Genomic DNA, 13149 nt, shown 5'->3' with positions numbered 1-13149 from the left:
ACGATGGACATGCAGACCAGCTTTCTCGACCGCCTGTTCGACACGGGCCTTCTGATCGAAACCGGCGTCGACGGTCTTTACGGCCGCAGCGGCGAGTTCGAGGACGTCATCGCCGCCTTCGAGCGGTTGATCGACCGCTTCGGCGGACAAGACGGGGCCGAGGCCATGCGCTTTCCGCCCGGCATGAACCGCGCCTTCTTCGAGACCAGCGCCTACATGAAGAGTTTTCCGCAGCTCGCCGGCACCGTGCATTCGTTCTGCGGCAACGATCTCGACCATATGAGCCTGCTGAAGTGCATGGAGGTCGGCGAGGACTGGACCAAGGGCCAGGAAGCCACCGATATCGTGCTGACGCCGGCGGCCTGCTATCCGCTCTACCCGACGGTGGCGCGGCGGGGCGCCCTGCCGATGGGTGGCAGACTGTTCGATCTGCAGAGCTACTGCTTCCGCCACGAGCCTTCCAAGGATCCGGCCCGCCAGCAGCTGTTCCGCATGCGCGAATATGTCTGCATGGGCACCGAGGCTCACGTGACCGATTTCCGCCAGAGCTGGATGGATCGTGGCGTCGAGATGATGAAGCAGGTCGGCCTCGACGTGACGATCGACGTCGCCAACGATCCGTTCTTCGGTCGCGCCGGCAAGATGATGGCCAACAACCAGCGTGACCAGAACCTGAAGTTCGAGCTGCTGATCCCGATCACCTCGGTCGCCAACCCGACCGCCTGCATGAGCTTCAACTACCACCAGGACGCGTTCGGCACCAAATGGGGCCTCAACCTCGAAGACGGCAGCGTGGCGCATACCGCCTGCGTCGGTTTCGGGCTGGAGCGCATCGCGCTGGCGCTGTTCCACACCCACGGTCTGGACGTGAAGGAATGGCCAGAGGCAGTCCGCAAGGTGCTCTGGGGCTGAACACATGACACGCGTCTTCGACGGCCTTGAGCCGGCTAACCATGTATCGCACGACCTGCATGCCGGCGATCGCATCTGGCCGGAGACAAATTGCTACGTCGATCTGTGGATCGAGGTTCTGAAGGCACATGGCGTGGAGCCGCTTGCGATGCTGGGCTTCACCCTGACGCAGGCCTTCGAGGGCGACCAGTTCACCTTCTTCAAGGTGCCGCTGGAGGATCTGGAAAGCCTCTACGACATCCGTGTCACCGAACTGGCGATCTTTGACCGGGTCGAGGCGCATGTGGCGACCCAGATCGCCCGCGGCCGCCTGTGCCTGGTGGAGATGGACAGCTTCCACATGCCGGACACCCGCGGCGTTGCCTACCGCATCGAACACGGCAAGACCACCATCGGCATCAACCGTCTGGACCTTGACGCCGAGGAACTCGACTATTTCCACAATGGCGGCTTCTTCCGGCTGTCGGGCGAGGATTTTCGCGGCCTGCTGCAACTCGATGCCGGTGCCGACGCCCTGCCATTCCTGCCCTATGCAGAGTTCGCCAAATTCCCGGCCGAGCGGACGAGCCAGGCGCATCAGCGCCGGATGGCGGAGACCCTGCTAGGGCGGCATTTCGGCCGCCGTCCGGACGAAAATCCGGTTCGCGCCTTCGCTGGGGTGTTTCCCGAGCAGGCGCAGAGACTGGGGGAGCGTGACTTCGCCTTCTTCCACAAATACGCCTTCAACACGCTGCGACAGCTGGGTGCCAATTTCGAGCTTCTGGCGGCGCATCTCGCCTGGCTTGGCGAAGGGAACCGTTCTGCCCTCGCCACAGTGGAGGCGTTGAAGATCGCCGAAACGGCAAAAAGCGTGCAGTTCCAGCTGGCCCGGGCACTGACCCGCAAGAAATTCGAGGCTCTGGCGACCGCGATGGATCCGGCCATCGACGCTTGGGAGCGGTTGATGACGGAGCTTGAGAGCGCGTTGCAGGATTTGCGGGACGCGGCGTGACCCTGATTTCTGCCATCGGCGCGGACGTTGTGAGGCTCAGTGACGGCTGGACGGTATCGACCACGCCGCCCGGCCTTCATGCCGTTCCGCCCGATGATGACAGTGTGCGGGACGCGCTGCCGGCAATGGTGCCGGGAACGCTCGCCGGTGCCCTGGAGCGTGTCGGACTGTTCGACCGCACACGACCCGAAAGCCTCGAAAATCTGGATGCCTGGTACCGCGTGACGCTGAGTGAACCGCCGGGCGCGGCGATCCTGCGCTTCGAGGGACTGGCGACCATTGCCGAGGTTTTCCTCAACGGCGAACGGATCCTCGAAAGCCAAAGCATGTTCGAAAGCCATGATGTGCCGGTCGTGCTGACCGGCGCGGATCGACTGGTCATCTGTTTTCGCGCGATCGGACCGCATCTGGAGCGAAAGGGACCGCGTGCCCGCTGGCGGCCGAAGATGATGCGCAGCCAGGGTCTTCGCATGCTGCGCACCACGGCGCTGGGCTTCATGCCGGGCTGGTGTCCGGACGTGGTGGCGGTGGGTCCCTGGCGGCCGGTCTCGCTGATCCGGCCGGCTCCCTTTCGCATCGGTGATCTGGTTCTGCACAGCCGGCTCGACTCTGATGGAACCGGGCAGCTGTCACTGTCCTTCAGCACCGACCGCCTCCCGGACCAGCCGATGCTGCTTGCCTGCGCAGGCCGAACCGCGGAGCTGGAGCGTCATCCGGATGGCCGGTGGACGGCGGACTTGCGCCTGCCCGGCATCGCACCCTGGTGGCCGCTCAGCCATGGCACCCCGGCGCTGCATGCAGTGACGCTGACGATCGACGGGGTGGTGCACGACCTCGGGCGCACGGGCTTTCGCCGCATCGACATCGACCGCGGCAGGGACGGCCGCGATTTCGCGCTCATCGTCAACGGCGAGCGGATCTTCTGCCGCGGCGCCGTCTGGACGACGGCCGACATCGTCGACCTGCCCGGCACCCGCGCCGCCTACGAACCGCTGCTGCGCCAGGTCGCCGAGGCGGGCATGAACATGATCCGTGTCGGCGGGACGATGGCCTACGAGACCCGGGACTTCTTCGAGCTTTGCGACGAGCTGGGCATCCTCGTCTGGCAGGACCTGATGCTTGCCAATTTCGATTATTCGGTGGCCGACGAGCCGCTGATGATTCACGTGAAAACTGAGCTAAGCCAATTGCTTGCGCGCCACGCCGCCTCGCCGTCGCTGGCTATCCTCTGCGGCGGCAGCGAGATGCACCAGCAGGCCGCCATGCTCGGCCTGCCGGAGCGGATCTGGCGCACGGAGCTGACCCGTGACCTTCTGCCCGAGCTTTGCGCCGCCATGCTGCCGGGGCTTGCCTATGTCGAAAATTCGCCGAGCGGCGGCGCCCAGCCGTTTTTCCCCAGCGAGGGCGTTGCCCACTATTACGGCGTTGGCGCCTATCTGCGGCCATTGGAGGATGCCCGCCGGGCAAACCTACGGTTCGCGGCCGAGTGCCTTGCCTTCTCCAATGTTCCTGACACCGAAACCCTCGACGCGCATCTGCCGGTACCGGCCGTTCACGATCCGCGCTGGAAGGCGCGGGTGCCGCGCGACCCCGGCGCCAGCTGGGATTTCGAGGATGTGCGCGACCATTACCTGGCGCTGCTTTGCGGCGAGGATCCGGCGCGCCTGCGCCGCGAGGACGTCGCTCGCTACCTTGCCCTGTCGCGCGCCGCGAGTGCCGAGGTGATGGAGGCGACACTCGGCGAATGGCGGCGGCCGGGCTCGACCGCCAACGGCGCCCTGGTCTGGACGCTCAAGGATCTGCTGCCGGGCGCCGGATGGGGCCTGATTGATGCAACGGGGCGGCCGAAATCGGTATGGTATGCGCTGAAGCGGGCATTCCGACCGGTGCAGGTGCTGCTGTCGGACGAAGGCACCAATGGCCTCGACGTCCATGTGATCAACGAGACGGCAGTGCCAAAGAGCCTGGTGCTCGACCTCGCCTGCCTGCGCGACGGGCGCACCAGTGTCGTCTCCGGTCGCCGCGAACTGACGCTTGCACCACGCACCAGCCAGACGCTTGCCACCACCGACCTGTTCGGCGCTTTCTTCGACACGACCTACGCCTATCGGTTCGGCCCGCCGGCGCATGACGTGACCGTCGCATGGCTGAAAGATGCCGCAACCGGGGCCGTCCTTGCCGAGGCCTTCGACTTCCCCGCTGGCCGTACGGCAGCGCTCCACGATGCAGAGATAGAAGTGACGCTCGAACGACTGGATGCCGGCATCTGGGCGCTGGACCTCTTCACCGATCGCCTTGCCCAAAGCATATCCATCGCCTGCGATGGATACCGCAAAAGCGATGACGGCTTTCACCTGGCGCCGGGCATGAAGAAGCGGGTGGTGCTTGAGCCCATAGCGCAGAACGGAGCCGATCGCCTGCCCGAGGGCAGTGTCGCTAGCATCGGAAGCCGACGGAATATGCGGTTCTGATCGCGAATAGTTCCTGTTCCTCGGCCGAAGCGACGTCAGATTGTGTCGAGACTATGGACGCAGCCGGCTAACGCGCTACTCTCACAGGGAAATTCTTGAGCGGGGACTGAAATGGCCGACGTCGACACCGACGAGATGCAAGAGGTAGCCAAGCCGACGGCCTGGCCGGGTGCGGACGTCTTCCTTGCCGATCACTACGGTCTGTCCGGTGATCTGGAGCCGTTGGAAACAGATCCGCCGTCCTTCCTGCTGCGCTATGAGGAGGTGACGTGCCGGCTGCAATTCGGTCGTGAACCCGATGAGCTCGAACAGTTCCAGACGCGGACGGAGCTTCTCAGCCATATCCATGCCGAGTTCGGGCGGGTGCAGGCACCGCGACCGCTGGAGGCCATCGACGGCTCTTCGATCGTCTTCTATGAGGCGACTGCCGACCATGATGCCGGCTTTGCCATCGTCTATGCCCATCCGCCGGGCGAGGCGCCGAACCGTGGCGCCACCCGGGACACAGCAGCTCGCCAGCAGCTCGGCCTGTTTGCGGCGCGGCTCATTCGCGACCTGACGGCGGCGCAGGACGCTGTTGGCCGGGAGGAAGACGAAGAGGACGACGCCAGGGTGGAACAGCCGCCGCTGATCGCCGCAAGCGATCTGCGGCAGGCAGGCCCGGTCGTCGTCAGGCTGTTGCGCGACGTGTCCGATCCTGCAGTGCGTGATCCGATCGCAAAGGCGATGGTGACGGCGCTGCGCCAGGTCCAGCCGATCGGGGCCGATCTGCGCGTCCAGCTGATCCACCACCACCCGGCGGGCAGGGATCTTGTCGGTGAGGCTGAGGACGGCCCCTGGGCGCCGACCGGGTTTTCCGATCCGGCAGCCCTCGGTGATGGCTGGATCGTCGCCTCGCTTGCCGCACTCTGCGCCGATCTGGTCGACGAAGACGGTGACGGGGCGCTGGCGATCCTGCCGGCGGTTGCAGCCTTCCATGCCGAGCTGCCGCTGCAGGAGACCGAACTCAAGGCGCTCTGGCCGCTGACAATCGTCCAGATGGGCCTGAACCTGGCGGCGATCGAGCGCTGGGAAGCGATGGCGCCTGGTGAGGCGACAAGCCAAGCCCTGCTGCAGGCCAGACGGCTGTTCGAGGTGGCGCTTGGCGTGCACCCGGCCTTCATGCATGCGGCCATTCTGGACTGCCTCGACTGGCCGCTGGCCGATGAGCCAGCGCTTGAACGGCTGCTGCCGGAGATCGATCCGGACCTCATCCGGCTCGTCGATTTGTCGGCAACCAGCAGCCTGCTGACGGAAGGCAACTGGGAAGATCCGGAGGTCGACTGGCGACTGCTGGCGCGCATCGCCTGGGACACCAAGATGGGCGCAACGCGCTACGGCGAGTACCGGATGTCGCGCGCCTTTGCGGCCACCGGCCCGGAGGCCGACAATCTCGCTTTGCATGTCGATCTCTGCGTCCCGGCCGGAACCGTGGCAGTGGCACCGTTTGGCGGCATGGTGCGCCATACCGGCGGCAGGCTGTTGCTGACCGGCAAGGAGGCAAGCCTGCACCTGGAGGGTTTGGACACCATTCTGGCGGACGGAACGGCACTTTTTGCGGGAGACCGGCTGGGCGTGGTGGCGGGTGCCGACGGCTCGATCGGTGGCCTGCGCATCCGGCTCGGGCGGGAGGCGGAGCTTTTGCCGCCACTGTTTGCAACGCCGGCGACGGGCAGGCTGTGGAAGCGTCTGTCGCTGTCTCCGTCGCTGATCCTCGGGCTTGACGTCGATGCTCCGGAAGCCGGCAGCACCGCCTATGTCCGCGGCTGGCGGGAGCACGTGTTCGACCCGCTCGGTTTCGGATCCATCGATCTGTCGGGTGCCGCCGGGCTTCTGGGCCACGGCCACCCGGCGCTTGCCGAGGCGGCCTACCGGCAATGGCTGATGATCAACGGGCTTTCCGGCACGCCGGCGGAAATGGAATTCCAGGCAGCGCTGCAGCAGCGCATGCCGGGCGAGCTGGACACGATCATTGCCCTCACCGACGAGGGGCAGGCGCTGGAGCTGGCGGTGCAGCTGGGCGACAGGCTGTATCCGCAGGACGAGCCGCCGATCATCGCCGACGAGCGGCGCACCGGGTTTGGTCGCACGGGCGACGTGTACTGGGCCTTCGAGCGCGACGGTGTGGCGCCGGATATCGTTGTCACTGGCTCTCCTGTCGCCGACGAGCGGCTGGCAGCCGTCATTCTGCGCCGGTCGGTGCTGCCGGAAGATCTGCAACTGCCGCGGCCGGATGCGAGTGCGGTGGCCTGCCGTATCGGCACGGCGGTGATCGATGCGCTGGAGGAGCCCCAACTGCGGGAGGCCGCACGGCAAGCCTCCGCCGAATTCATGGAGCGGTTGCGGGAGCTTCAGGTGCGGGCATCGGACGCTTTCGTCATCGAGGGCGAGGGATTGTCGCTAGATCTCGTCTTCGAGGCCGGGGATACCCGTGCCGTGGCAGACGGGTTGGCCGGGCGCCGGGTTCTCGTTCAGTCCATCGCTGGCGATCGGTTGCGGCTGACCGGGCCGCTCTGCCTGTCGTTGGCCAGCATAGACCGGGTGGCGACTGCTCTGGCGCAGGTGCTTGGGCTTCCCGAGCCGGAGCCCGAGGAACCGCCCGAGGAACCGGACGCGGCGGACGAGCCGCCGACTGCACCGTCCGACGAAGTGTCTCCCGCCGTGGTCTGACGGCAGAGGCATAGGCGGACAACAACCGGTGCGTCGGGCGGATCGGCGGGCTCCGGCAGTCAAGCCTGGAGTGCCCGGAGATCGAATCGTGTTCCCGGCTTCCCGCCACATGTCGAGCATGGTTCGGCCTAGTGAAAATTGCGGCCCTTCGGCAGCACCCGGGCATTTTCCGTGAAGCCGGCCGAGCGGCTGGGTGGGCTCTGCAGCGCTGGAGGCGGTGGCGCCTCAGTCGGCGGTAAACTGGTGGGTACTGCACGGCCCTTCTGCCGCTCCTTGCGCTCGCGCGCATCGAACCCGCCTTTCAGAACCTCGTCGGCTCTTTCGCAAAGACCGAAGCGACGCTCGTCCTGCTGTAACAGCCCGAGCATCGGCGTCAGGTCCTCGATGTGATCGACGATGACGTGGATGACCTCGTTCTCGCGTTGCAGGAGGCCTCGGATGCGCACCAGGCGGGCGGCCATCACCACCGGCCGGTAGGCGGCAAACACCTTTGGCTTGACGATGGCGTTGGCGACGCCCGTCTCGTCCTCCAGCGTCATGAAGATCACCTTGGCGGTGCCCGGACGCTGGCGGATCAGCACCAGGCCGGCGATCTCCACCCTGCGGTTCTTCGGCGCCGTGCGCAGCGTTTCCGCCGTCACGATGCGTCGCGCCGCAAGCTCCTGACGCAGAAATGACAGGGGATGCGCCTTCAAGGACAGCGACAGGCTGCGGTAATCCTCGATCACCTGCTCGCCGGGCGGCATGTCCGGCAGGCTGACCGCCGGCTCCTTCTGCAGGTCGTCATGGCCCGCGCGTTCGAACAGCGGCAGGCTTTCCGTGGCATTGCGGACATCCAGCGCCCGCACCTCCCACAGTGCCTGGCGCCGGTCAATGCCCATCGACCGAAAGGCGTCGGCCTCCGCGAGCCGCTCGATCGCCGCCCGGTTGAGGCCCGACCGCAGCCAGAGCTCACGGATCGACCGGTAGCCTGAGCCGCGATGGGCCACCAGCTTGTCGCGGATCTCCTTCTCCGGCAGGCCCTTGATCAGCCGGAAGCCGAGACGCACCGACCGGTTGGAGCGGATGACGCCCCGCATCTGCCGATGCTGACCGGACATCGCCCGCGGGTTAAAGCCGCGCCCCGCCTCCAGCAGCGCATCCCAATCGGAATGATTGACATCGACGGGCAACACCTCGACCCCATGCTCGCGCGCATCGCGCACCAGCTGCGACGGGGCATAGAAACCCATCGGCTGGGCGTTCAGGATCGCTGCCAGAAAGACATCCGGATAGAGGGCCTTGAACCAGCAGGAGGCATAGACCAGCAGCGCGAACGAGGCGGCATGGCTTTCCGGAAAGCCGTATTCGCCGAACCCTTCGATCTGGCTGAAGCAGCGTTGCGCGAATTCCGGATCGTAACCCCGTTCGATCATCGTGTTGACCATCTTATCGCGGAAATGATGGATGGTGCCGGTGCGCCGGAAGGTCGCCATCGCTCGGCGCAGCATGTCGGCCTCGCTCGACGAGAACTTGGCGGCGGTGATGGCGATCTGCATCGCCTGCTCCTGGAACAGCGGCACGCCGAGCGTGCGCTCCAGCACCAGCTTCAACTCCTCGCTCGGATACTCGATCTTGACGCCGTTGCGTCGCTCCTCGCGCCGCTTGAGATAAGGATGCACCATATCGCCCTGGATCGGCCCGGGACGGACGATCGCCACCTCGATCACCAGGTCATAGAAGACCCGCGGGCGAAGGCGCGGCAGCATGCTCATCTGCGCCCGGCTCTCGATCTGGAAGACGCCCACCGTATCGGCCCGACAGATCATGTCGTAGACATCATCCCTATGGTCGGCGAGGATCGACGGCAGGGTCGCTTGCACCCCGTAATGCCGCTCCAGCAGGCGAAACGCCTTGGCAAGGCAGGTCAGCATGCCAAGCGCCAGGATATCCACCTTCAAGAGGCCGATGGTATCCAGATCGTCCTTGTTCCACTCGATCATGAAGCGATCGGGCATGGCCGTCGGCATGATCGGCACGATCTCGTCGAGACGATCGCGGGTGATGACGAAGCCGCCGACATGCTGCGTGAGATGGCGGGGAAAATCCATCAGCTGCTGGGCATAATCCAGCACCCGGCGGGTGAGCGGATCCTGGGTGTCGAGACCTGCCCCCTTTGCCTCACGTTCCGAAAGCCCCTCCGTCGACCAGCCCCAGACGGTGCTGGACAGCGCCGACTGCACGTCTTCCGACAGGCCGAAAGCCTTCGCCACCTCGCGGCCCGAGGAGCGGGTGCGGTAGCTGGTAACGGCTGCAGCGAGGCCCGCATGCTCTTTGCCGTAAGTGCGATAGATGAATTGGATCACCTCCTCGCGCCGCTCGTGCTCGAAATCCACGTCGATATCCGGCGGCTCGTCGCGCTCCGTCGACAGGAAGCGGGCAAACAGCAGCGAGGATTTGCGCGGATCGACATCGGTGATCCGCAGGCAGTAGCAGACGGTGGAATTAGCGGCCGAACCGCGCCCCTGACAGAGAATACCCTGGCTGCGGGCAAACTCCATGATGTTGCGCACCGTCAGGAAGTAGGCCGCGTATTCCTTCTGGCGGATCAGCTGCAGTTCCTCGACGATCTGCAGGCGCAGCTTTTCGGGAATATCGTTGCCGAGCCGCTCACGGGCACCGGCATAGGCCAGCCGCTCCAGCGTTTCGGACGGCGTCTCGCCGTCGACACGCTCCTCCGGGTAGTTGTGCTTCAGTTCGCGCACCGAAAACGTCAGCTTTTCGAAGAAGCGAACGGAATTTTCCACCGCTTCCGGATAGCGGCGGAAGATGCCGGCCATGCGCGAGGCGGCCTTCAGGTAGCGCTCGGCATTGGCGGCAAACCGGAAGCCGGCCTGCGGCACCGTCACGTGCTCGCGGATGGCGGTCACCACATCCGAGAGCGGCCGCCGTTCCGGATGGTGGTAGAGCGGCTGGTTGGTGGCGATCAGCGGCATGCGGCATTGCCGCGCCCATTGGGAGAAACTGGCAAAGGCGAGCGAATCCCGTCCGTCATACTCAGCCGACAGCGCCAGATAGCAGGCTTTTGAAAACCGCGCCCGCAGCCGGGCGAGAAGAGCCGGAAAGGCGTCTGCCGCCGCCTGGTCGTCGAGCAGGGTGCGGCCCGGCAGGACCGCCAGCATTATGTCATCCCCCCATTCCAGCAGGTCGTCGAGGAATAGCAGGCACTGGCCCTTCTCGCTGCGCAGGTTCCCCTGGCTCAGCAGCCGGCAGAGATGCCCCCAGCCCTGGCGGTTGCGGGGATAGGCCAAGACATCGGGCGTGCCGTCGGCAAACACCAGCCGGCAGCCCGGCTGCACCTTGAGATCGGCACCGTCCTCCAGATCGCGCAGCTGCGCATGGGCACGCACCACGCCCGCCACCGTGTTGCGGTCGGCGATGCCGAGGCCCGACAGCTCGCCGTGCCGCCGCAGCTCGGCCGCCGCCTGCACCATCTCCTCCGGATGCGAAGCGCCCTCAAGGAAGGAGAAGTTGGTGCGCGCGCCGATTTCGCAGAAGGGGGGCGGGGCCTTCATGCGAAGATGCCGTGCATGAACCAGCGCGGGCTGGCGAGCTGGTCGTAGAGACCCTGCCGGTAGACCCAGAAGCGCTGGCCACTTTCCGATTCCAGCCGGAAATAATCCCGGGTCGGGGCCGTCTCGCCGTCCAGCCACCATTCGGCAGCCAGCCGCTCCGGCCCCTCGGCGCGCAGAACCTTGTGGGTGAGCCGGCGCCAGCGGAAGCGGATCGGCGGCCCTTCCGGCACCTCCACGGCAAAGGTTTCCAGCGGCTCGGGATGCGAGAAGAGCCGCAAGGGGCGCTCCTGCACCGCAGGCATTGCAAGCGGGGCCGCCTCCGGCATGCGCCGGCGCTCGGTGACATGATCGAGCGCCGGCATCGCAAGCACCGCCCGCTCGGGAATATGGCTTTCGCGCAGCTGATAGGTCTGCAGGCAGTCCGGCCCCAGACGGGCCGACACCTGGTCGACGAAATCGCTCAGCGACAGATGCTTTCGGTCATCGCCGGTAAAATCGCCCTGCAGCGTCTCGAAGGGTTCGTCGCGCAGGACGTTGAGCCGCAGGATCTCGAAGCCGAAGCCGGCCTCCAGATCGTCGTGCAGCGCCTTCAGCCGTTCGGCGAACAGGCGGGCGATCCGCCCGGCATCGCGCAACGGCCGCGAGGCACCGGCCCCGATGCGAAAGACCTTCCCGTCGACCCGGAACAGCACCAGTTCGAACACCCGCCCGCCGGCGCCGCGCGCCTCAAGGCTCGGCTTCAGGGCCTCCGCCACCTGTTCGGCGAGCCCCAGAATATCCTCTTCCGCCTGGATCGGCTCGGCGAGCTTGCGCTCCGCCGACAGCGCCGCCACGGCCCGGCGCGGCGAGATCGCCTCCTCGTCGGCACCGGTGGCCTGATCGAGCCGCAGCAGCAAATGTGGCCCGAAGCGGCGGGCAAGCGGCGCACGCGGCGCCTCCAGGAGGTCACCCACCTGCTTCAGCCCGACCTTGCGCAGCGACTGCACGACGCTCTCCTCGATCCTGAGCGCGGCGACCGGCAGCGGTGCCAGCACGCTTTCGCGCGCCTCGTCGTCGATGATGCGGCTGCCGTCGAAACGTGCCACCGCCGAAGACAGGCCGGGCGAGCCGGAGATCACGCCGCGCACCTCGAGACCCATCTGCGTCAGGCGGGCACGGATTTCCTCCAAAAGCTCCGCCTCGCCGCCAAACAGATGGGCACAGCCGGTGATATCGAGAAACAATCCGTCGCGGCCTTCCAGCGCCACCAGCGGCGTGAAACGGTCGCACCAGTCGGCCAGCGCCTCCAGAAACCGTCGATCGGCCGCCTGATCCTCTTCCACGACGATGACGTTCGGGCACATCGCCCGTGCCTCCGCCAGTCCCTGCCCGCATTTGAGGCCGATCGCCTCCGCCTCGGCATCCAGCGCTGTAAGGCGCATGGCATTATCGCGGCGCCCGGCGCAGACGAAGGGAGCGTCGTCAGGACGCCCGGTCGAACGCCAGGATAGACCCCATCGCCGCCGCAGGATCCGGTCCGTCGACAGCCGCGGAAAGAACAGCGCCAGGATGCGCTGCCGGCTGCCGCGCAGACTGAGCGTGGTCTGGGCGATCGGCGATGAAAAATTGGCGGTCATGGGAATTCCACTCCAGATGCAGGGAGAGCGGAGCCGGATTGCGGCTCTTCTCCAAAGTCAGACGGAAGACCGAGGAGCCGATGCTGCCGCCGAGCATGGATCCATCGGGAAGACGTCGTTCGGACGAGATTGCCGGCTCGACGAGGAACCGGAAGAGCGCGCTGGACGCCTCTTCCTCGCCGGCATGTCTCAAAAGCAGAAGCGGCCGCCCCGCCGCCTTTGCCCTTAAGCTGAGCCGCCGGCTTTCCGTCAGGCCGAAAGCCTTCGGATTGCCGCGGATTTCGAGAAGGGTCGAGGAAAAGACGCCGCTGGCAAGGGCCGCCTCCGCCAGCCACAGCGCATCCTCCAGCCGGCCCGGCAGCGCATGGTAGAAACGCCGGATATCGAGCCCGAACCCCTTCAGCCCGACCGGATAGGCAAGCCCCGCTTCCAGATGCGCCACCCTGTCGGCGATCCACAGCACCGGAAGTGGCTCGCCCGGCGAAGCCTTATGGATGCGGGCGGCCAGTGCCAGGACGAAGCCGCTGGCCGAGCCGGCATTGCGGAACCCCGGGCTGCGGATCTCGGTGATGCCGTCGAGCGGCAGTCCGCCGTCGAGCGCCGCATCGAGCGGCTCCACCCCCAGTGGCAGCAAGGCCTGCTGATCGCGGTCCTTTGCTTCCAGCGCTTGCGCCTGCGCGGCAGCCAGGGCAGGAAGCGGTTTGCCTTCCAGACGGGCAATCGTTTCGCGCAGGGCAAAAACAGTCTCCTGCGCCAAGGCAGATCGTGCCATGACGTCAGCTCCACTCGATGTTCACTTTATGTTCTTATAGATTCCCGAGCTTCCCGAAAGAGTCAACAGGGACGGCCACCCGATTCTTGTGAGCGCGCGCCGGAGGCTTGAATCCGCACTCGAA

7 protein-coding genes are annotated in these 13149 nt (G+C 66.1%); 4 read left to right on the top strand and 3 right to left on the bottom strand.

What is annotated here, in order from left to right; all coding sequences use genetic code 11:
- Window positions 1-3 precede the first annotated feature (3 nt).
- The 4 genes from ACR65N_RS20795 (at window position 4) to ACR65N_RS20780 (ending at window position 7083) form a co-directional block, all read left to right on the top strand.
- Entirely contained in the window at window positions 4-912 is a 909-nt protein-coding gene (locus ACR65N_RS20795; RefSeq protein ID WP_440458553.1) for an amino acid--[acyl-carrier-protein] ligase, read from the top strand.
- A gap of 4 nt (window positions 913-916) precedes the next feature.
- Window positions 917-1903: a DUF1839 family protein gene (locus ACR65N_RS20790; protein ID WP_440458552.1), complete on the top strand. Its 987-nt coding sequence runs from the start codon at window positions 917-919 to the stop codon at window positions 1901-1903.
- 2 nt (window positions 1904-1905) lie between these two features.
- Window positions 1906-4374 carry a glycoside hydrolase family 2 protein gene (locus ACR65N_RS20785; protein WP_440458573.1) on the top strand — a complete coding sequence of 823 codons (2469 nt, stop codon included), beginning with the start codon at window positions 1906-1908 and terminating at the stop codon, window positions 4372-4374.
- 111 nt (window positions 4375-4485) lie between these two features.
- Window positions 4486-7083 (top strand): aminotransferase class III-fold pyridoxal phosphate-dependent enzyme, encoded by a 2598-nt coding sequence (locus ACR65N_RS20780; protein ID WP_440458551.1) that lies wholly within the window; start codon window positions 4486-4488, stop codon window positions 7081-7083.
- A 128-nt stretch (window positions 7084-7211) separates the two neighbouring features.
- Here ACR65N_RS20780 and ACR65N_RS20775 read toward each other — a convergent pair whose 3' ends face one another.
- From ACR65N_RS20775 to ACR65N_RS20765, 3 genes are read right to left on the bottom strand one after another with little or no spacing between them, the layout of a single operon-like run.
- Window positions 7212-10637, bottom strand: coding sequence for an error-prone DNA polymerase (locus ACR65N_RS20775; protein WP_440458550.1), 3426 nt, complete (start codon window positions 10635-10637; stop codon window positions 7212-7214).
- Entirely contained in the window at window positions 10634-12145 is a 1512-nt protein-coding gene (locus tag ACR65N_RS20770) for a Y-family DNA polymerase (RefSeq protein WP_440458572.1), read from the bottom strand. Before ACR65N_RS20770 ends, ACR65N_RS20775 begins: the two co-directional genes overlap by 4 nt.
- Complete coding sequence (locus ACR65N_RS20765; protein ID WP_440458549.1) at window positions 12099-13025, bottom strand: ImuA family protein; 927 nt, start codon at window positions 13023-13025, stop codon at window positions 12099-12101. Before ACR65N_RS20765 ends, ACR65N_RS20770 begins: the two co-directional genes overlap by 47 nt.
- Window positions 13026-13149 lie beyond the last annotated feature (124 nt).

It is taken from the genome of Rhizobium sp. SAFR-030 (genome assembly GCF_059415005.1).
This window is presented reverse-complemented; position numbering and strand designations above follow the sequence as displayed.

Excerpts from the sequence above, each read along its gene's own strand:
- ACR65N_RS20795 (WP_440458553.1), top strand. The coding sequence starts at position 4 with ATGGACATGCAGACCAGCTTTCTCGACCGCCTGTTCGACACGGGCCTT.
- ACR65N_RS20790 (WP_440458552.1), top strand. The coding sequence starts at position 917 with ATGACACGCGTCTTCGACGGCCTTGAGCCGGCTAACCATGTATCGCAC.
- ACR65N_RS20780 (WP_440458551.1), top strand. The coding sequence starts at position 4,486 with ATGGCCGACGTCGACACCGACGAGATGCAAGAGGTAGCCAAGCCGACG.
- ACR65N_RS20775 (WP_440458550.1), bottom strand. The coding sequence starts at position 10,637 with ATGAAGGCCCCGCCCCCCTTCTGCGAAATCGGCGCGCGCACCAACTTC.
- ACR65N_RS20765 (WP_440458549.1), bottom strand. The coding sequence starts at position 13,025 with ATGGCACGATCTGCCTTGGCGCAGGAGACTGTTTTTGCCCTGCGCGAA.